This is a genomic window from Lactobacillus sp. B4015, assembly GCF_026536055.1.
GTDB classification, from domain to species: Bacteria; Bacillota; Bacilli; order Lactobacillales; family Lactobacillaceae; genus Lactobacillus; species Lactobacillus panisapium.
The window spans coordinates 212,818-230,304 of record NZ_JAFNOY010000004.1; the positions used below are offsets into that span (position 1 = coordinate 212,818).

Sequence of the window (17,487 nt, forward strand, 5' to 3'; positions counted from 1 at the left end):
CATTTTTTTGCGTAACTAATACTGGTGACAAAAATAAGGGGGTATTTATGCGAGTTAAAGAAACGGTTAATTCACTGATTGAACAAGCGATTCAAAAGCATACAAGTGATATTTTCTTTTTAATTCAGAATCAAGAACTGATTATCAGCTTGCGCACAATAGCTGGTATTAAACGGCAAAGATCATTTTCTGTAAATGAAGGAAGGGAAGTAATTAATTTTTTGAAGTTTGCGGCACAAATGGACATTGCTGAACATCGCCGGCCGCAAGTTGGAGCGCTTGAATATCAATTTAACCACGAAAAATATTATTTACGTTTATCAAGTATCGGTGACTATAACGATAATGAATCACTTGTTATCAGGATAATTTATCGAATTGGTGCAAGTAAGTTTTTTTACAGTAAACAGCTGCAGCGTTTAGAAAAATTGACGCAAAAAAGAGGGCTTATTCTAACAAGCGGTCCCACTGGTTCGGGAAAAACAACTACGATGTACAAATTGGCTAAGCGCATGAGCAAGAGCCAAATGGTGATGACAATTGAAGATCCAGTGGAAATCCAGGAAAAGTCATTTTTACAAACACAGGTTAATTTTGAGGCTGGCATCACATACACTAAACTTCTTGAAGCTGCAATGCGCCATCGCCCAGATATTTTAATTATTGGTGAAATACGAAACAGCGCGACTGCACGGCTGGCAGTTGATGCTGCTTTAAGTGGCCATTTGGTTTTCGCCACTGTGCATGCAAAAAGTACACTGCAGACACTATCAAGGTTAGAAAGCCTTCATGTTAATGCTAATGAGTTAAGTAATTGTCTTACCGCAATTTGCTATCAACGGTTATTACCGACTGTAAATGGTTCGTCCTGCTTAATGGATATTGCAGCAGAAGACGATCTAACAAATGCACTTAGTCAGAGTATCCGTTCAGATTTTATTAACTGGCCCAGTAACTTAACTAAATTATGTGAGGGAGGACAGATCAGTGCGCAGGTATATGAACGGTTTAAAAAAGGATAAACTGACTAATCAAGAGCGGCTTAATTTTTTAGATTATTTACAAAATAGTTTAGCAAATGGTTTTTCGCTCAGTGTTAGCTTGGAATTAATGCCAATTTTATGGCCCAAGCGAAAAGATTTGCTCGTTCAATTAAATAAAAATATTCAATCTGGTACCAGTTTGAACAGTTTAATGCTGACATTAGGTTTTTCAAAAACAACTGCAACACAAGTTGCATTGGCGCTGAGGCAAGGCAATTTAGTTGAATGTTTATCGCAACTGGCAACTCTAAACCGGTTAAAAAATGACCAAATTAAAAAACTAAAAGCAGAAATGTCTTATCCATTTGTTTTAGCGCTAATGATGATCTTTTTATTGTTTTTTATGCAAACCTTTGTTTCAAATCAATTTGCTGATACTAATGAGCATACAGGCGATATCATGTTACTCATTTTATTATTTTTGAGTCTGTTATTTTTATATTATTTGGTTAAGATAATGAACCTACTAAGATTGCAGGACTACCATTCTTTAAATAAATTAGCTCATTTTCCTGTTATCGGAAACTTGATTAGTTTATATGTTAAATATTTGTTGATATACGATATCGGAATGCTGCTTGCGAGTGGTTTTTCATTACAGAAAATGTGTGAATATGCCGCAATTCAAGAAAAAGGTTCATTACAACAATTTATCGGTGAAAAAATTAGAAAACAATTATTGGCTGGAAAGAATTTAGCGGAGATTATCAAGCATGAGTATTTTTTGCCGAATGAATTACTGCTTTTAGTTAAAGCGGGCTCCAAAAAAGAAGATCTCAGTAAAAGATGTTTGCTATTAGGTCGGACACTTTTTACTGACTTGACCAATAGAATTACTAAGCTGATTGTTAATGTCCAGCCGGTTTGTTTTATTTTAATAGGACTATGCATTATTGGGATGTATCTTAAGTTGCTGCTACCAATGTATGCAATGATGCAAAGCATCTAGAAGAAGGAAAAATGAACAAGAATTTAATTACGAAAAATATTAAAAAGAAAAAAGCAAAAGGATTTACCTTAATTGAAATGGTTATCGTTGTAGCAATTATTGTTATGCTCCTAGTGATAATTGCACCGAACTTAGCTAAGCAAAAACAAAGTGCCAATGAAAAAACAAATGATGCTTTTAAAACCACATTACAGACACAGGCCAACTTATATGAGGATGATAAAGATCGTGACGGTAAGGAGATTAACTTTAAAAATATGTTTGATGATGGCTATTTAACTAAAAAGCAGCTTGAAAAGGCTAAAGGTTATACGGTTGTAGACGGTGTTATTCAAAAAGCCACAGAATAAAGCAAAAAAATCAGGCTTTACTCTTATTGAGATGATGATTATTTTAACCATTTCAATTAGTTTGGTGATGCTTGGAACAATTTACCTTAAAAAATATAATGAAAAGTTAATTTTGGATAATACTGCTAGAGAAGTTAAAAGCTCAATTGAGCAGGCTGCAAGAATATCAACTATTGAGCATGAGCCAACCATAATCAGTTTTTATCCAGAATCGAAATACTTATCTATTAAAAGAAGTCATGATTACCGCAAGATTAAAATCAACTCTCAAATCGAGATATATAATCTAGCCAACTTTAAAATATCCGCCAAAGGTTCAATGGCACCGCATACGGTCGTCATTACTAATCATCATGAAACAAGACGAATTCGATTACAAATGATGTGGGGACGTGCAATAAATGGTAAAGACTAAGCTAACAGGATTTTTAATAGCAGAAAGCATGGTAGCATTGCTGATAACTATTTCTGGGGTTGTGATTATGGCGCTAATCGTCGGTCAAAGTCGTGCCTTGGAGCAAAAAATGGAAGAAAAAACTGATCGTGTATACGCCTGGCATGTCATGAAAAAATGCGATCTAGCTCAAATTACAGTTCATAATCACGTTTATCAATTAGTAGGTAATAAAAAAGTTTATGACACAGAAGATAAAAAACTTATCAGATCACGAAATAATGGTTTTTTAATAGCAGAAGCCATCTATTCAGTTATGGTGACACTTTTAATTGTAGTAACTCTGCAAGGGTTAATAAAAACAATTACTGTGTCTAATCACTTGCAGCATCATACCGATGATATTGTCTTCAGTTATGTTCAATTTAATCAGTTTTTAGCAGATGAAGATGTTAAGACGGTCTTCGCATTTCCAGAGGCGTCGAATTCACGGCAAGCCGCTGTTGAAAAAGTTACTAAAGACGGCGAATCAAATATTTATCTTTTGACGCATTACAAAAATATGATTCGCGTCACTACCCCCGAGGGCGGGCACATGCCACTTCTTTTAAATATTAAAAGAGCCTTTTTTGTCACTAAAAATCGGCAAATTAAAATAACGATAACTGAAGAAGATGGTCGTAAGTCAGAAATTTATTTTAAGCTTGATCCTATTCCGAAAAAGAAGGAAAAAAATGCTAATAAAAAGATTCACCAAGTTTAAAGCAAGTGCATTACTTAGTAGTGTGTTAGTTTTAAGTACTTGTTTAATTTTTGTCCAATTTTACCAGTTGATTTTTCGTGATTGCATGCAAAATAATTTATTACTAATCCAATACCTACTAAATAATTGATTTGCTTGCTTGAATTGCCTTCTTTCTATTAAAATGTTTAATGAAATAGAAGGGGACACGAGATGAACAATATAGAAGAACTGTTTAATAAATTTTTAGATTGTATTAATTGCTTGCAAGAGGCATTGAATGTCTCTTTTGGTGAAGCTCTAACAGAAACATTTGATAATTTGGAAAACAACCAGATCAAGGTTGAATTAGGAGCACCTGATAAGGAAACTGTGGCTAAATTAAGTAAAAAATACGCTGATCTGCATTATGATGAGTTGACTCAACAAGTTAAAGTTCAGCTGTTTACGTATTTAACACTTAAGGCGATTAATGAAGATGGACTAGATCCTAATCAAATGCCAACACCACCAATTATCGCAACAATTATTGCAATGTTTATGCAAAAACTTTTGCCAGATAAAAAACAGGTAATTGTGGATCCGGCTATTGGATCAGGCAATTTATTATTTTCAATAATTAACCAACTAAAAAGAGCTAATCATTCACGGAGCAATTTTCAATTATTTGGAATTGATAATGATGAAGAAATGCTCAATTTTGCGGATATCAGTGCACATTTGAATAAGATTGATGTTGTGTTATTCTGTCAGGATGCTCTCACACCTTGGCTTTTTGCCAAGCCAGATATTGTTGTAAGCGATATTCCAATTGGCTACTATCCAGACGATGACAATGCTGCAAATTTTGCTACTAAAGCTGAAAAAGGCCATTCATTTGCTCACTTCTTATTTATTGAACAAATTATTAAAAGTTTGCGGCCAGATGGCTATGCTTTTTTGGTTGTACCGCAAGCAATACTTTCTGGTAAAGGTGGAAGTGACTTTATGCCTTGGTTGTCGGAGAAAGTATATCTCCGGGCAATAATTGAGCTACCCGATAATCTCTTTCAAAATAAGTTTAACCAAAAGTCAGTGTTAGTATTTCAAAACCACGGCGAGCAAGCAAAAAATTGTGAAGTATTTCTCACAAAGTTGGACTCTTTTAAAAACGAAGAAGACCTAATCAAGCTTAATGTTAAACTAAATGAGTGGTATACTAAAAATATTCATTAATTTGTGAAAAAGTCTAAATTATGTGTATGGAGGAATATCATTTATGAAAAAAGTTTTAGCAATTAACTCAGGCAGCTCTTCTTTTAAATATAAATTGTTTGCAATCCCAGAAGAAAAAGTGTTAGCAGAAGGAATTGCCGATCGAGTTGGAATTGATGACTCTTCTTTTGAAATTAAATTGGCAAACGGCGAAAAGCATACGCAAGAAATTGCTATTCCAGATCAAGAAACTGCTGTTAATCTGCTATTAAAGGCTTTAAAAGACTACCATGTAGTTGACGATTTAAGCGAAATTGTCGGCGTAGGTCATCGAATAGTTGCAGGGGGAGAAGATTTTACTGATTCTGCCATCATTGATCAAGCAAAATTGCAAAAGATTTATGATTTAAAAGAATATGCACCGTTACATAATCCGGCTGAAGGTAAGGGAATTGAAGCTTTCATGAAATTACTACCTGATGTACCGGAAGTTGGTGTCTTCGATACTTCTTTCCATCAAACTTTAGACCCAGAGCATTACATTTATTCAATTCCTTACGAATACTATGAAAAATATGGTATTCGTAAGTATGGTGCTCATGGTACTTCAGTTCGTTATATTGTTGGTCGTGCCGGTCAAATGCTAAAAAAAGATGTCGAAGACTTAAAATTAATTGTTTGCCATCTTGGCTCTGGTGCGTCGGTAACGGCTGTAAAAAATGGTAAATCATATGATACTTCAATGGGCTTTACTCCGTTAGCTGGAATCACCATGGGTACTCGCTCAGGCGATGTTGATCCGTCTGTTTTACAATACATTATGAATAAAGATCATCTTGATATTAATGAAATGATTGATATCTTAAATGATAAATCAGGCTTATTAGGAATTTCAGGAATTTCTTCTGATATGCGCGATCTTGAAAACAATTCTGCACAAAGAGCAGCACTTGCGCGTAAAATTTTTGTTAACCGGGTAAGACAATATGTTGGATCATATATCGTTGAACTTAAAGGTGTTGACGCAATTATTTTCACTGCCGGAGTTGGCGAGCATGATGCTGGTATTCGGGAAGAAGTAATGAAATCATTTGAATTTATGGGCTTAGAACCTGATTATGAGGCTAATAAGTCTAATGGCGAAAAATTTATTTCAAAACCAGACTCGAAAATTAAAGCACTTGTTATTCCAACTGATGAGGAATTGATGATTGAACGCGATGTCGTTCGTTTGGCACATTTAAATTAAACTTCGGAAAAACCGTTAAGAAAAAATCTTAGCGGTTTTTTTGTATAATTTTTGTTATGATAAATAAATAGGTTAAAGGGGAGAGAATATGAGGGATTGGCGTGATGACAGAATTGGTTCTGCAATAAATGGTACTAATCCAATGGTAATGGCGGAACTAACTGGAAGTTTTGTAGCTTTTGGAGATACACAGTTTTTACCAGGTTATTGCGTTATATTACCTAAAAGAAAAGTACCTTCTTTGAATGATTTAGAAATTAATGAAAGAACATCATTTTTGTGTGATATGAGTTTGGTAGGGGATATCCTATTAAAAGTATGCTGATGTCAAAGGGTTAACTATGATATTTTAGGAAATACTGATAATTTTTTGCATGCACATGTATTCCCACGATACTTAACAGAAAATTCTAAAAGGTTGGCAAAGCCTGTTTGGTTGTATGATTCGAGTTTTTGGACTGATTCAAAATATCAGTATGATGCAAATAAACATGGAAAAATAAGACAGGCTATAACTGAAGAACTAAAGAAAATAACGCAAGGAGAAATAATTGATTAAATTAGTAGCAATTGATGTTGATGATACTTTATTAAATAGTAACGGAAAGTTATTAGAATCAACAATCACCACTATTAAAAAAGCAGTAAGCCAACAAGTAAAAGTGGTTTTGTGCTCAGGACGGCCTTTGGCGGGAGTTAAGCACTTTTTACATGAATTAGATATTGTAACTGATGACCAATATGTGATTACTTTTAATGGTGCTGTGATTGAGTCGGTTACAGGTAAATTAATAAAAAAAGCAGGGCTAGATTTTGCCACTTATCAGAAAATTGATCAATATTCATATGATCACAATGTTTCATACAATATTGTGGATGCTGATAGCAATATTATTACCAGTAACTTGGATGTCAATTGGATTACGGTGGTTCAGGCATGGGAAAATAGTGCTGGGGTCTTGGTAAGAAAGCCAGCAGAATTGACTAAAGATCACCAGATTATTAAAGCTGTTTTTGGTGATGAAAAAGAAAAATTAGACCAGATTGAGGATGATGTCATTAAAGAATTTGGTCAAAATAACTATGTAGTTCGAGCACATCCTTATTTTTTAGAAGTTATGCATCAAAATGTTAATAAGGGCGCAGCTTTAGAGTTCTTGGCCGAAAAACTAGGAATTAAGACTAGCGAGATTTTGGCTATTGGTGACGAGCAAAACGATATTCCGATGTTTAATGTTGCCGGAAGCGCAGTAGTAATGAGTAATGGATCCGATGCTGCCAAAAAACACGCCGATTATGTTACATCAACCAATGATGATGATGGTATTAAGCAGGCGTTTGACAAATTTGTTTTTTAAAAAAGTAAAATTGCTGATAACAGCTGCCAGTAGTAATGCAATCAACTTTATGCTATAATAATGTCGTCTTAAACGGGGATGTTTTGGGATTCGACAGGCGTAGATTCGCATTGACTGCGGTTCGTAGGTCACGTCTACGTAAAAACGTCACAGTTTTATAACTGCAAATAAAGAAAATTCTTACGCATTAGCTGCTTAATTTAAGCGCATGTGTTGCTTGTTACCGAATTACTCACGTTTGGTTTCAAGTATCAACTTAGTGAGTTACGTTTAACTACCTCATCTGAATAGTTAAAAAGAGTCATTACAGGTTAGCTAGTCCATTCTAGCCCTGTTATATGGCGTTTTGGGCTAGTGAAGTTCAAATAATATAACTATAATCGTAGATGTCAGTGACGGGATGCGTTTGGACAGGGGTTCAATTCCCCTCATCTCCACTTTAATACTAATAAAGCCCTGCAATCATAGGATTGTGGGGCTTTATTTTATTGCTTGCACGGCAAACGCACGGCATAGGCGAATAAAAAACTAAATATCTAATTGTTGTATCGAACTGATGGCGTCTTCTCTGTTTTTCTCATTAATGTGAGTATAAATATCAAGGGTCATTTTGATATCTTCATGACCAAGTAACATTTGAACAGTTTTGGGTTTTATGCTAGTTTCACTAATCAATAGAGTGGCAAATGTATGTCTAAAACCGTGTATCGTAATTTTTCTTAAATCAGGATTGTTTTTGTATATGCGGGCTAGCCATGTTGCCGGTTTACTAATAGGGTAATATGTTCCTTTATAAGTATGAAATAGTTTATTAGACAATATTTTTTGCGATTGTTTGTAGTCAATTAAAGCATTTCTTAAACTATTTGATATCGGTAAAGTTCTTTTGGACATCTTGCTTTTAGGTGGTTGAATGATTGTATGATTGTTTAATCCTAAAGCTAATGTTCTGTTAACGTGCAATAAATTTTTGTTGAAATCAATGTCTTGCCAAGTAAGTGCTAAAGCTTCAGATTTTCTAAGCCCAGTAGAAGATAGTATTTTGAAATAAGTATAAGCTCTTATATTATATTTTTTAGCTGCTTCAAGAAACTCAGTTAATTCTTTACGCGAATAAACATTGTGTTCAACATCTCGTCTTGGGCGGGATGTTTTTTTAGGAATAATAATCTTTCTTACGGGATTATCATTGACATAGCCTAACCGCATGGCATACTCAAACAGTGAACTTAGTAAATTAATGATATCCCGATACTTAACAATCTCTTTTGCTTTTTGATCTGCAAATTTTTGAACGGTTTTAGACTGGATTTTATCCATATACTGATTGCCAAAAATAGGATTAATATGATTTTTGAACCACTGATAGTTTTTATTTGCGGTAGATTCTTTGACCTGGCCTTTGTAATTGTTAAACCATATTTTATACATTTCGCTAGTTTTTATTTGTTTCGGCTTGCTATAACCTTGAGTACCATTAGCCCTTAATTTATCGTAGGTGGTTTTAGCATCGTTGTAATTAGTAAATCCTTGCCTAGTTATATTGACTCGCTTACCATTCTCATCCAAACCTAAATATAGGTGGAATTTAAACCGTCGTTCACCACTTTTGCTCTTATATTCTTTAATGTGATTATCTCTTTTTGGCATAGCTTAACTCCCTTAATATTGTTATAATAGGAGCAGACAAAGGGCCTTAGCCTTAGTCTGCTTTATTAGCTCTTAAGAAATCTGTTTGCATGCGGGTTCTTAGGAGCTTTTTTGTACGTTCACTGTACTTTATTTTCTAAATTTTTTTCCACAATTTAAACATATCATATCTACTTTTTTGGTTTTTTTACCAGCAAAGCCAGCCAGTGAACCTATTCCCCCAGCTAATGCAGTTCCAGCAATAGCTTTCCCAAAAGAGAAACCTTTTTTGTGTTGCCCAATAACTTGAACGTTTTTGGAAAAACAACGTGGGCAGTGGATTCCTCCGAAATAACTGAGTGCTGAAATAGCGTTTTTAGCTTTTTCGGCGGTTATTTTGTCCTTTTCATCGAATTCATTTGAGTTGCTTTGATGTACTTTATTATTTATAGGCTTGCCTTTGATCATATTTTTATTACTATCTGTATGAATATTGTTATTAAGCAATATTTGATCAGTATTTTTATCTGCTGCACACCAGCCATGGCTAAGCAGATATTCTATTCGAATTTTATTGTATCTTAAGCAAATTGCAACATTGGTAAGTAAAAAGAAAAGACCATACCAACCAGCTGGTAATAAGCAAAACAAAAAGTTTAATAGAAGACACGTCCCAAATGTAATCCAGTCTTTTCTAAAAAGCAGATAAAGACAATTAAAGAGTAAGGCTGGCCATGCAAAGCCAACTTTTTCATTTTGTAATTTGCCATTATTCAAATTCTTCAATGTAACCTCTTTCATAATTTATTCTCCTTCGAATTAATTTACCTTATTTCACATCGAAATCTATTAGAAAATTTGACACGTTCAATAGATACCATATAAACAATTTCACAGACCAAAAAAAATATAGCCACAATAAATCCAACTGTACTCCTAGCATCACTTGTTTTATTTTCTATGGCGTGAGGTGCACCAACCGCACATGACTAAAATAAAAGTAGCTAGAAACATTTTAAAATGCCAATAACTAATTTTTAGTGATTACAAATCTCAATTTTATATTCTTCGTAGATTTCACGTCAGCGGTGTGGTGGAGAAATGATTAATTATTTAAATTTGTACCCCATGATCACCATTTGCAATATGACCAATCACGTGCCCAATTTTGAATGGTAATTCTTTTTGATTTTTCCAATTCATGTTAATTATGATTGTTTTATTGTCACAATCTGCTTTACATGGTACATTAGGGTCATTTTTCTCTAAAAGACATTTTATGCCCTGACTCATTGCTTTATCTAACATAAACATAATTAAATCGTTCTTATTAAAATTTTTAACCATACTTTTCTCTTTAATCTCTTCTCTTACATTTTATTTAATTTTATAGTTCACCATCAAAATGAATAGCTTTTCCTATAATTTTTACATCTTCTTCACCATCTAAAAAGATAGGTTCATATTTTGTATTAATTGGATAAAGAACAATATGTCCTTTACTTAGCTCTTTAAATCGCTTCAGGGTTGCTTCTCCGTTAATCATAACTGCAGCAATCTCATCAGTTTCAACGCTCGGTTGTTGAAGAACGGTTACAATTGCGCCGTTTGGAATTAATGGTTCCATGGAATCGCCCTTACAACGTAATCCGAACATTTTTCCAGCAGGTACATGCTTAAGATTTACATAATGATAACCTTCAATATTTTGCTCGGCAGTAATTGGTGTACCACAAGCTATTTCACCCACAATGGGAATACGAATAGAGTTTAATTGTGAATGATCAATATCTATAATATTAGATGGTAAAGTTAAATCATATCTGGGATCAATATCACTTTTGCTAATATTAAGTGCGTCAGCAATTTTTTCTAGGGTTCCGGCATTGGGAGTTGACCTTTGCGCAAAATATCCGGATAAAGTTGATTTGGGAATTCCAGTTTTGGCAGAAAGTTCTGCCTGTGTCATTCCATGCGTAAACTTTCGTAAATTTTCTGCAATTGTCTGTCTAGCTATTTTTTCTGGGTCTGATAATTTATTTCGTGGCATTTCTTTTTCCACCTTTCTTACTATATATTATATGGCTTTATTTAATTTGTAAACGAGTTTTTTAGTATTTCCTCGTATTATTCATTGACAAACGAATAAACTCGTTATAATATTTAGATAGACTAAGAAAGGAGGACAAGGAATGGATAATGAAAATATCAAGTTGACTTTGGAAGCAGCAAGAGTAAATGCAGGATATAAGCAAGCCGAAGCGGCAAAGAAGCTTGGTATTACACAAACAACTTTGTCAGGCTGGGAAAAGAACAGTACTAAGCTATCGTATTTAGACGCTATTAATATTGGCAAGATTTATGGTATTTCGCCAGATGCTCTTTTTTTTGGCAACAGAAACGAGTTTATTCGTTTAAAAAGAAAAAAACAAGCGGTTCAATAGAAATTTAGAAATTTGTTTTTACAAGTTCATCAATCATTCTGATTGGACAATTAGAATTTATTTAAGAAAGTTGTGATAAATGATGGAGGTAAAAGTACCTGTAGTTATCCCAAAAAAGGACTTAGTCGACGCTGTTCGAGAAGTTCTAGCAGAAAGGGGAATATCATTCCAGGAGGAAAACGAATGGATGAATGCTACTGACGCAATGAAATACTTAGGAGTTTCAAAGCGTAAATTTTATGAGTGGCTAAAAAAGGGGCTAATCCCTTACAGCATGATCGATGGTGTCAGGAGGTATTCAAAGCTCGAACTAACTAAGACGATGAAGAAAAACCAATTTTAGAAAGGAGCCAGAAATGTCAAAAATAGTAAGTGAAATAACGATTAAGGTAAATAATGCTAAGGAGCTACAAGAGCTTAATTTGAACATCAAAAAAGCCATTCAACTGAACGAAGAATTGAAAGGCGTTTTAAGGGATATTCAAAAAACTAAGTTAGCCATTACGACTGAAGCCAGTCAACCTAGCAATTCTAAATCAACTGAAGATGAAAGCAACGTTAGTGATAAAGAAAATTGTATAGCTGACAGCATTATCTATCAGTTGAATAAATACGGCTTGGATTACATTAATTGGGGAAATATTGCAAATAAAATTGAGCAACAACTTAGTCCTTATGAGCCCTTGGCTTAATTCATTTATTAATATTAAGAGGAAAAAATAATGCAAAGAACAGAAAAGCCAATTAACTACATCTACTTTTTCTTTGATGAAGAAGGCTATCGAGTTCCATTATTAACCGGAACGGCTATAGGGAGCTGCTTTGATTCTGAAATCCATCCTAACTCTGAATTAAAAAAACTGATTTTGGAACACTTGCCCGAAAATCAGCATTTAAAAGAAATATTTATATGGGTAGATGGTACGGATTTTAAGATAGGCCGAGTTGATGTTTAGCAATTGCACTAGCAACTGAAACAATAGTTTCGAAAGTTACTTTCGAACCAATTTTCTTTATTTTAGATTTTGTTTCTGACCAAATATTTTGACTACGTATTGAGCTTAAATACTCGTTACCTTGCCAAGTTAAATTGCCGGGGGAAACTATTTTATAGTGATTGCCTATTAGTATGGGTGAATCAGAAATAAGATTTCCTTCATACATTCTGGCTAATGAAAATGCCAATTCGTCATAAGTTTTATTTTTAGTTTTTGCAAAGTCTAATAATTCTATGACCGTTGGTCCGCTCACATTTTTGCTTTCAGCATAGTCTATTAATATTTCACGAACAAAATCGTAGTTTAGTTCCATATTTTACTCCTTTCACATTTTAAATTATCTCACAATGTGATTAGAGAGAGTAGATAAGAAAGGTGAATAATGAAAATTTTAGAAAGGGTAATGTTCAAATGGATACGTGTATTAAACGCCTGCTTCGACTTTGGGAGCAAAGGCGTAACAAAAAAAGGCGCCAAAAGCGCATTGCTAATATTGTTACTAATAGTAACTGTATTGGTACTACTGCTCGTTTGTTTAATAGCGAGTGGCCCCGAGCAGTTACCAGGGACTTAATGGCGAACAAAAAAGCCCGCGGCAACGGACTTTTCGACTAAAAATTAAAAATAACTATATAGGAGAATTATAGCACATGGAAAAGAAAATGATAACTCTGGATGGTCAAAATTATGGAATTGCATTCACGACAGCCAAAATTGACTTCCCAGAATACGCAGACTTAAAAAGTAATGTTAATAGATTAAGTGAAGAGTACAGCCAATTCAAGGTTACGCCTGAAAACATGAAAGAGGCTAAGCTTACACGTGCTAAACTCAACAAGCTTAAGAAGGCTCTTAATGACCGTAAGATTAGTATTGTTAAGTCTATAGATGAGCCTGTCAACAACTTTAAGTCCCAGATTAAGGGACTTACTAAAGAGATTGACAAGACCTCTACCAATATTGGTGCGCAAATCAAAAATTATGAAGATCATGCCAAAGAAATGCGTGAGCAATTGATCATGTCGGACGTTGCTAAGCGATGCCAAGCTGCTGGCGTTGAAGCTAACAAGATTGAAGTTAATCCTAAATGGTTCAACAAAACGGCCTCATACGCTGTATTCGAAAAGGAAGTACAAACACAGATTGATGTGTTACTCAGAGAAAAAGAAGAACTTGCCGAAAATATGAAAGTTGTAACTGCAAGAGCTAAGGAGCTGGGACTGCCACATGAACATTGGGTTCAAATGCTCATGATGGAAAATACTAAGCTAAGTGATGTATTGGCTCAGATGAGTAGTTACGCTGAAGACATCAAAGCTGAGGCAGAACGTAATGAAAAGGCCAAAAAAGAGCAACAGGAAAAGCTGGTTAATCAAAATGGTAAGGCTATTGATAAGACAACCGGTGAGATTGTAGACAGCTTTCAAACTGCTTTCTTAATCACTGACAAGGGCAAGTTTAAACTCACTGCAACTAGTCATCAATTCAAGCAACTATCGAAGTTCATTAAAACAGCTGGTATTAAATGTGAGCAGGTGAGGGATGCGTAATGACTGAGAGTAATAAGCAAGGCATTAGCAAGCCTAAAGACTATATTCCTTTAGCTGAAAAGATTGCTAAAGCCAATAAAGATATTGGCGCCATCGCCAAAGACGGTAATAACAACTTTCAACGTTATTCTTTTCAATCTGAAGCAGCTATTAAAGCTGCAGTGCAACGTGTAATTTCTGATAACAAGTTTGCAATTGTTCCGAGCTTTGAAATAGTTGACCGTGAACAGCAAAAAACTGCTAAAGGTGGTGTTAACAACTTTGTCTACGTTTTGGGAACATTTACTATTACGGATGGCATTGAAACAATGGTTGGATCAATGCCTGGAGCAGGCTCTGATACTGGAGAGAAAGCAGTGCAAAAAGCTTGCACAAGTGCGCAGAAGTATTTTTACAAACAGCTATTCAATATTACGGACAAAGATGAAGACCCAGATGCACAAGACAGCAACCCCGATGGTGGATATAGAGCTACTGGACAGAGCAGAGCAAGCAATTCCGCACAACAGCGTAATCAAGCTAAGTCACATGCTAAATCCGCAAATATTAAGGATTACAAAGTTAATTACAACGGTCAACTAGTACCAATGTATTTGGTAGTTAAACATGCATCTGAGGGTAACCAAAAGGCAAAAAATTTTGCTAATAGCTTAAAGGGCAAAGATTTAGAAGTGTTTACAAAACTGGCTAAAGATGGAGTTGTTTCCTAGGAGGGCCAATTATGACTAAAACTTTTAATGGATCAAAAGCGTTTCTCATGATACCAATTAGTGCGGCTAGAGATGAGCAGCTTTTAAAGCAGCCAAAATCAATTTTGCTATTAGGAGAAATCATTTCAATGCTTAACGTTACAGGAGAGTTCTATATGAGCAATTCAACGCTGGCTGACAAATTAAAATGTTCCAAAAAATCCATTAGCAACTATTTAAGCTTGCTAGAAGATATGAATTTGATCAACAGACAAATTTATAAGAAGGAAAACGGAGAGATAGATTACAGAAAAATCACTGCGGGGGAAGAGCTTGCAAGTACGTTTGCAAAAAGCTGGAACACTAATTCAAGTAATGCACCTAGGGAAACTGATTTCCATACCCATGGAAACAGGCTGCCAGACCCTAGGGAAACAGGTTGCCAGACCCTAGGGAAACAGGTTGCTACAAAAGAAGAACAATATAAGAAGAACAATATAAGAAGAAGTATATATAGTTCAGTTGATGATGAAGACGAAGAGCCACTCTACAAAAAGGTCATTAATTATCTCAATGAGAAGTTGGGTACTAAGTACAAGCCTAGCTCTGCTATTAACAAGAGGTTAATTGATGCTCGAGCTAAAGAAGGCTATTCACTAGATGATTTCAAGCAGGTTATTGATAACAAGTGTGCAACTTGGGCTCACGATCCCAAGATGAGTAAGTACCTAAGACCGCAGACGTTGTTTGGTACTAAGTTTGAGAGTTATTTAAACGAAAAGGTTCGTAATGTTCCACCGCAAAGAGATTTCAGTGTTCTTAAAGATGACACCATTGAGAATATTCCCGATGAAGATCTACCGTTTTAAGCACAAGGAGGAGTCATGAAAGAGATTAACAGCAACACCATGAAGTTAATTGAGCATCGATTGCATCGAACAAGCGAGACCTGCCCTAGACATCCTGAGTATCATCTGGTCTATTTGGACGGGTTTGACAAAATTAAGCCATTCTGCGAAGCGTGCGTTCTTGACAAAAACAAAGTTCAAGAAAAGCGGATGATTAATCAGGTCAAAGAGCAAGATACCAAAGGCTACTTACGGAGGCAGTCACTGGTGGATAGAAACGAAGTGTTTAATTACACGTTTGACACGTTTAAAACGCAGGGCGAACAGTCGCTTGAGGCAGTTGCCAAACAACAAGCTAGAAAGATTGCTGGTGCTTATTTCAAATACCCACACAAGAAGGGTAATAGCTTGCTCTACGGAAATGCTGGAGCGGGTAAGACACATCTAGCCATGGCAATGTTAAACGCCGTGAACGACAATTCTGAGCCAATGGTGAGGTGTCTATTTATTAGTGTTAACAAGCTGATAAGAGAGATGAAAAATTGGTTCAACGACAAAACGGGCGTATGGTCACCGAAACACGTTACAGACGTGGTTAAGAAAGCCAATGTAGTTGTTCTAGACGATCTGGGCGCTGAAAGTGCCAATAACATGGCTACGAGTTTCGTACAAGATACCATATTCGATATTTACGAAAGCAATCAACGCATCATCACAACAACTAATCTAAGCATGGACGAGCTATACAGCACCTACCATTCAAGATTAGTCAGCAGAATGCAGGAGGGCGACCGAAGCCGAGTAATAGATTTTACGAAAATTGAAGATAAGAGAACGAGGATTTAACAATGAAAATCAATGTAGGAAAGGCAAAGCCAGTAGTACAGGCAAGACCGGGTGACATAGCATATTTTGATGATGATTATTGGTTAATTGGTAGTTGGGACGGCGGCGGTGTTGATAAAAATAAGAATTTTTACTTCACATCATTGACAAAGTCGAATAGCACGAACGAGAACATGCGAAATGTTTGGATAAACAAGCCTGATTTAACATCATATTTAGAAGATGAGAAAGCAGTAATCTATGACGGCAGTAAGTCGAAATTAGATTTAGTCATCAAAGAGCCTGTAACTAATCATGATTAAGCACATTGAGACAGTAACCGACTGGGATGCTATTTATACCAAGCAATTAAAAGAGCGCGCAAAAGCACGTTATGAATACGACATACTGCAAGGTCACGGCATTGGAGCCTACGACCGTTCGCAAGAAAAGAAACTAAATAAGCTACATCAGTTCTTTGTCGACTTTGAAAAGAAGTACAGCAGCAAAAAGACACCAGTTAGATTTATTGGATAAGGGGAAGATTAAATATGCCTAATTTAAATGACAAAGAGGATAAGCCAGAAGTTAGCCAAGATAAGTGCCCTTACTGTGCAGGAGGGGAAGTAACATTAACTTCATTTGAGTCACAAGCAATTGAAGATAGTTATATTACACTTCTATTTGACCCAGAGGATAAGACATTAGATGTTAGAGATGATGCTAGTCATGTCGAGGGTTGTGTTGATATTGCTAACTGCCCAATGTGTGGCAGAGAGTTATGAGGTGCAGTAATGAGTGTGACAGCTAAACGAGGTAAATGGTTGGTTGAGATGTTTGAAAATTCAAATCATAAGTTAGAGCCTCGTTTTACTAGTAATAAAGACGCTGCATTTGAGTTTAGTAATTTAAATGCAGCAATTGAAAAGGTTAAAAAATTAACTGACTACAGTTTTGATGAGAGGGCATTTTATGAAGATGGAAAGCTAGTTGAGGAGAAACAAAATGGAAAATAACAGATCATGTCCTAATTACAATAGAATTTTCGACAAACGTAAACAGTGCAAATCTATTGAAGAATATCGAAATTTACTAACAGAGATAGCAATAAGATCTGTAGAAGATAGAATGTGGAAAAATGATGATAATTAAAGATGGAAAAGAAGAAACAGTCATGTGTACTAACTGCTATAAAGAGCTAGGCGGAAACGATCCAATTTTTATT

The 17,487-nt window shown here is 35.3% G+C and carries 26 protein-coding genes, 1 other RNA gene and 1 pseudogene; 23 read left to right on the plus strand and 5 right to left on the minus strand.

Annotation, left to right across the window (positions count from 1 at the left end):
- Nucleotides 1-47 precede the first annotated feature (47 nt).
- From comGA to ssrA, 10 genes and pseudogenes are all read left to right on the plus strand, one after another.
- Nucleotides 48-1,022, plus strand: coding sequence for a competence type IV pilus ATPase ComGA (gene comGA / locus J3U71_RS05690; protein WP_267392807.1), 975 nt, complete (start codon nt 48-50; stop codon nt 1,020-1,022).
- Complete coding sequence (locus tag J3U71_RS05695) at nt 1,000-1,992, plus strand: type II secretion system F family protein (RefSeq protein ID WP_267393014.1); 993 nt, start codon at nt 1,000-1,002, stop codon at nt 1,990-1,992. The genes comGA and J3U71_RS05695 overlap by 23 nt, the downstream gene beginning before the upstream one ends.
- A gap of 11 nt (nt 1,993-2,003) precedes the next feature.
- The gene (gene comGC, locus J3U71_RS05700; protein WP_267392806.1) at nt 2,004-2,342 is read left to right on the plus strand and encodes a competence type IV pilus major pilin ComGC; all 339 of its coding nucleotides are present in this window, start codon (nt 2,004-2,006) and stop codon (nt 2,340-2,342) included.
- Entirely contained in the window at nt 2,317-2,757 is a 441-nt protein-coding gene (locus tag J3U71_RS05705) for a type II secretion system protein (protein WP_267392805.1), read from the plus strand. The genes comGC and J3U71_RS05705 overlap by 26 nt, the downstream gene beginning before the upstream one ends.
- Nucleotides 2,744-3,499 carry a ComGF family competence protein gene (locus tag J3U71_RS05710; protein WP_267392804.1) on the plus strand — a complete coding sequence of 252 codons (756 nt, stop codon included), beginning with the start codon at nt 2,744-2,746 and terminating at the stop codon, nt 3,497-3,499. Before J3U71_RS05705 ends, J3U71_RS05710 begins: the two co-directional genes overlap by 14 nt.
- A 192-nt stretch (nt 3,500-3,691) precedes the next feature.
- The gene (locus J3U71_RS05715) at nt 3,692-4,693 is read left to right on the plus strand and encodes a class I SAM-dependent methyltransferase (protein WP_267392803.1); all 1,002 of its coding nucleotides are present in this window, start codon (nt 3,692-3,694) and stop codon (nt 4,691-4,693) included.
- 43 nt (nt 4,694-4,736) lie between these two features.
- Nucleotides 4,737-5,921 carry an acetate/propionate family kinase gene (locus J3U71_RS05720; protein WP_267392802.1) on the plus strand — a complete coding sequence of 395 codons (1,185 nt, stop codon included), beginning with the start codon at nt 4,737-4,739 and terminating at the stop codon, nt 5,919-5,921.
- Nucleotides 5,922-6,009: 88 nt separating this feature from the next.
- Nucleotides 6,010-6,480 (plus strand): annotated as a pseudogene (locus J3U71_RS05725) (HIT family protein).
- On the plus strand, nt 6,473-7,279 hold the full coding sequence (locus J3U71_RS05730) for a Cof-type HAD-IIB family hydrolase (RefSeq protein WP_267392801.1): 807 nt from the start codon (nt 6,473-6,475) through the stop codon (nt 7,277-7,279). The pseudogene J3U71_RS05725 and the gene J3U71_RS05730 overlap by 8 nt, the downstream one beginning before the upstream one ends.
- 74 nt (nt 7,280-7,353) lie before the next feature.
- Nucleotides 7,354-7,719: a transfer-messenger RNA gene (gene ssrA, locus J3U71_RS05735) on the plus strand.
- Between the two features lie 88 nt (nt 7,720-7,807).
- On the opposite strand, the gene J3U71_RS05740 is transcribed toward ssrA, so the two are convergent.
- The 4 genes from J3U71_RS05740 to J3U71_RS05755 form a co-directional block, all read right to left on the minus strand.
- Nucleotides 7,808-8,929, minus strand: a complete 1,122-nt coding sequence (locus J3U71_RS05740; protein WP_267392800.1) for a tyrosine-type recombinase/integrase — start codon at nt 8,927-8,929, stop codon at nt 7,808-7,810.
- Between the two features lie 129 nt (nt 8,930-9,058).
- Entirely contained in the window at nt 9,059-9,709 is a 651-nt protein-coding gene (locus tag J3U71_RS05745) for a hypothetical protein (RefSeq protein WP_267392799.1), read from the minus strand.
- Between the two features lie 312 nt (nt 9,710-10,021).
- The gene (locus tag J3U71_RS05750; protein ID WP_267392798.1) at nt 10,022-10,222 is read right to left on the minus strand and encodes a hypothetical protein; all 201 of its coding nucleotides are present in this window, start codon (nt 10,220-10,222) and stop codon (nt 10,022-10,024) included.
- A 73-nt stretch (nt 10,223-10,295) separates the two neighbouring features.
- Nucleotides 10,296-10,958 (minus strand): LexA family protein, encoded by a 663-nt coding sequence (locus J3U71_RS05755; protein WP_220269455.1) that lies wholly within the window; start codon nt 10,956-10,958, stop codon nt 10,296-10,298.
- A 142-nt stretch (nt 10,959-11,100) separates the two neighbouring features.
- Here J3U71_RS05755 and J3U71_RS05760 point away from each other — a divergent pair, with 142 nt between their 5' ends.
- The 4 genes from J3U71_RS05760 to J3U71_RS05775 all read left to right on the plus strand — a co-directional run bounded on the left by J3U71_RS05760 (nt 11,101) and on the right by J3U71_RS05775 (nt 12,308).
- Complete coding sequence (locus J3U71_RS05760) at nt 11,101-11,352, plus strand: helix-turn-helix transcriptional regulator (RefSeq protein WP_267392797.1); 252 nt, start codon at nt 11,101-11,103, stop codon at nt 11,350-11,352.
- A gap of 79 nt (nt 11,353-11,431) precedes the next feature.
- Nucleotides 11,432-11,695 carry a helix-turn-helix domain-containing protein gene (locus tag J3U71_RS05765; protein ID WP_267392796.1) on the plus strand — a complete coding sequence of 88 codons (264 nt, stop codon included), beginning with the start codon at nt 11,432-11,434 and terminating at the stop codon, nt 11,693-11,695.
- 13 nt (nt 11,696-11,708) lie between these two features.
- A complete protein-coding gene (locus tag J3U71_RS05770; protein WP_267392795.1) occupies nt 11,709-12,044 on the plus strand; it encodes a hypothetical protein in 336 nt (111 codons plus the stop codon).
- Nucleotides 12,045-12,074: 30 nt separating this feature from the next.
- A complete protein-coding gene (locus J3U71_RS05775; RefSeq protein ID WP_267392794.1) occupies nt 12,075-12,308 on the plus strand; it encodes a hypothetical protein in 234 nt (77 codons plus the stop codon).
- Here the strand turns inward: J3U71_RS05775 and J3U71_RS05780 are convergent.
- Nucleotides 12,283-12,663 (minus strand): DUF2513 domain-containing protein, encoded by a 381-nt coding sequence (locus tag J3U71_RS05780; protein WP_267392793.1) that lies wholly within the window; start codon nt 12,661-12,663, stop codon nt 12,283-12,285. The genes J3U71_RS05775 and J3U71_RS05780 overlap by 26 nt on opposite strands.
- A 62-nt stretch (nt 12,664-12,725) precedes the next feature.
- Here J3U71_RS05780 and J3U71_RS05785 point away from each other — a divergent pair, with 62 nt between their 5' ends.
- From J3U71_RS05785 to J3U71_RS05825, 9 genes are read left to right on the plus strand one after another with little or no spacing between them, the layout of a single operon-like run.
- Nucleotides 12,726-12,965, plus strand: coding sequence for a hypothetical protein (locus J3U71_RS05785; RefSeq protein ID WP_267392792.1), 240 nt, complete (start codon nt 12,726-12,728; stop codon nt 12,963-12,965).
- A gap of 35 nt (nt 12,966-13,000) precedes the next feature.
- Entirely contained in the window at nt 13,001-13,900 is a 900-nt protein-coding gene (locus tag J3U71_RS05790; RefSeq protein ID WP_267392791.1) for a DUF1351 domain-containing protein, read from the plus strand.
- Nucleotides 13,900-14,610 (plus strand): ERF family protein, encoded by a 711-nt coding sequence (locus J3U71_RS05795; RefSeq protein WP_267392790.1) that lies wholly within the window; start codon nt 13,900-13,902, stop codon nt 14,608-14,610. The genes J3U71_RS05790 and J3U71_RS05795 overlap by 1 nt, the downstream gene beginning before the upstream one ends.
- 11 nt (nt 14,611-14,621) lie before the next feature.
- The gene (locus J3U71_RS05800) at nt 14,622-15,458 is read left to right on the plus strand and encodes a conserved phage C-terminal domain-containing protein (protein WP_267392789.1); all 837 of its coding nucleotides are present in this window, start codon (nt 14,622-14,624) and stop codon (nt 15,456-15,458) included.
- Nucleotides 15,459-15,473: 15 nt separating this feature from the next.
- Nucleotides 15,474-16,283: a DnaA ATPase domain-containing protein gene (locus tag J3U71_RS05805; RefSeq protein WP_267392788.1), complete on the plus strand. Its 810-nt coding sequence runs from the start codon at nt 15,474-15,476 to the stop codon at nt 16,281-16,283.
- Between the two features lie 2 nt (nt 16,284-16,285).
- A complete protein-coding gene (locus J3U71_RS05810) occupies nt 16,286-16,585 on the plus strand; it encodes a hypothetical protein (RefSeq protein ID WP_267392787.1) in 300 nt (99 codons plus the stop codon).
- The gene (locus J3U71_RS05815; protein ID WP_267392786.1) at nt 16,578-16,799 is read left to right on the plus strand and encodes a hypothetical protein; all 222 of its coding nucleotides are present in this window, start codon (nt 16,578-16,580) and stop codon (nt 16,797-16,799) included. The genes J3U71_RS05810 and J3U71_RS05815 overlap by 8 nt, the downstream gene beginning before the upstream one ends.
- A gap of 14 nt (nt 16,800-16,813) precedes the next feature.
- Complete coding sequence (locus J3U71_RS05820) at nt 16,814-17,047, plus strand: hypothetical protein (protein WP_267392785.1); 234 nt, start codon at nt 16,814-16,816, stop codon at nt 17,045-17,047.
- Between the two features lie 9 nt (nt 17,048-17,056).
- A complete protein-coding gene (locus J3U71_RS05825; RefSeq protein ID WP_267392784.1) occupies nt 17,057-17,278 on the plus strand; it encodes a hypothetical protein in 222 nt (73 codons plus the stop codon).
- Nucleotides 17,279-17,487: the final 209 nt, after the last annotated feature.

What these genes read in the sequence shown, in the direction of transcription:
- J3U71_RS05745 (WP_267392799.1), bottom strand. Translation starts at nt 9,709, where the DNA reads ATGAAAGAGGTTACATTGAAGAATTTGAATAATGGCAAATTACAAAAT.
- J3U71_RS05825 (WP_267392784.1), top strand. Translation starts at nt 17,057, where the DNA reads ATGAGTGTGACAGCTAAACGAGGTAAATGGTTGGTTGAGATGTTTGAA.
- J3U71_RS05820 (WP_267392785.1), top strand. Translation starts at nt 16,814, where the DNA reads ATGCCTAATTTAAATGACAAAGAGGATAAGCCAGAAGTTAGCCAAGAT.
- J3U71_RS05780 (WP_267392793.1), bottom strand. Translation starts at nt 12,663, where the DNA reads ATGGAACTAAACTACGATTTTGTTCGTGAAATATTAATAGACTATGCT.
- J3U71_RS05750 (WP_267392798.1), bottom strand. Translation starts at nt 10,222, where the DNA reads ATGTTTATGTTAGATAAAGCAATGAGTCAGGGCATAAAATGTCTTTTA.
- J3U71_RS05810 (WP_267392787.1), top strand. Translation starts at nt 16,286, where the DNA reads ATGAAAATCAATGTAGGAAAGGCAAAGCCAGTAGTACAGGCAAGACCG.
- J3U71_RS05760 (WP_267392797.1), top strand. Translation starts at nt 11,101, where the DNA reads ATGGATAATGAAAATATCAAGTTGACTTTGGAAGCAGCAAGAGTAAAT.
- J3U71_RS05715 (WP_267392803.1), top strand. Translation starts at nt 3,692, where the DNA reads ATGAACAATATAGAAGAACTGTTTAATAAATTTTTAGATTGTATTAAT.
- J3U71_RS05720 (WP_267392802.1), top strand. Translation starts at nt 4,737, where the DNA reads ATGAAAAAAGTTTTAGCAATTAACTCAGGCAGCTCTTCTTTTAAATAT.
- J3U71_RS05790 (WP_267392791.1), top strand. Translation starts at nt 13,001, where the DNA reads ATGGAAAAGAAAATGATAACTCTGGATGGTCAAAATTATGGAATTGCA.
- J3U71_RS05815 (WP_267392786.1), top strand. Translation starts at nt 16,578, where the DNA reads ATGATTAAGCACATTGAGACAGTAACCGACTGGGATGCTATTTATACC.
- J3U71_RS05755 (WP_220269455.1), bottom strand. Translation starts at nt 10,958, where the DNA reads ATGCCACGAAATAAATTATCAGACCCAGAAAAAATAGCTAGACAGACA.
- J3U71_RS05765 (WP_267392796.1), top strand. Translation starts at nt 11,432, where the DNA reads ATGATGGAGGTAAAAGTACCTGTAGTTATCCCAAAAAAGGACTTAGTC.
- J3U71_RS05805 (WP_267392788.1), top strand. Translation starts at nt 15,474, where the DNA reads ATGAAAGAGATTAACAGCAACACCATGAAGTTAATTGAGCATCGATTG.
- J3U71_RS05695 (WP_267393014.1), top strand. Translation starts at nt 1,000, where the DNA reads ATGAACGGTTTAAAAAAGGATAAACTGACTAATCAAGAGCGGCTTAAT.
- J3U71_RS05800 (WP_267392789.1), top strand. Translation starts at nt 14,622, where the DNA reads ATGACTAAAACTTTTAATGGATCAAAAGCGTTTCTCATGATACCAATT.
- J3U71_RS05710 (WP_267392804.1), top strand. Translation starts at nt 2,744, where the DNA reads ATGGTAAAGACTAAGCTAACAGGATTTTTAATAGCAGAAAGCATGGTA.
- J3U71_RS05795 (WP_267392790.1), top strand. Translation starts at nt 13,900, where the DNA reads ATGACTGAGAGTAATAAGCAAGGCATTAGCAAGCCTAAAGACTATATT.
- J3U71_RS05775 (WP_267392794.1), top strand. Translation starts at nt 12,075, where the DNA reads ATGCAAAGAACAGAAAAGCCAATTAACTACATCTACTTTTTCTTTGAT.
- J3U71_RS05770 (WP_267392795.1), top strand. Translation starts at nt 11,709, where the DNA reads ATGTCAAAAATAGTAAGTGAAATAACGATTAAGGTAAATAATGCTAAG.
- comGC (WP_267392806.1), top strand. Translation starts at nt 2,004, where the DNA reads ATGAACAAGAATTTAATTACGAAAAATATTAAAAAGAAAAAAGCAAAA.
- J3U71_RS05740 (WP_267392800.1), bottom strand. Translation starts at nt 8,929, where the DNA reads ATGCCAAAAAGAGATAATCACATTAAAGAATATAAGAGCAAAAGTGGT.
- comGA (WP_267392807.1), top strand. Translation starts at nt 48, where the DNA reads ATGCGAGTTAAAGAAACGGTTAATTCACTGATTGAACAAGCGATTCAA.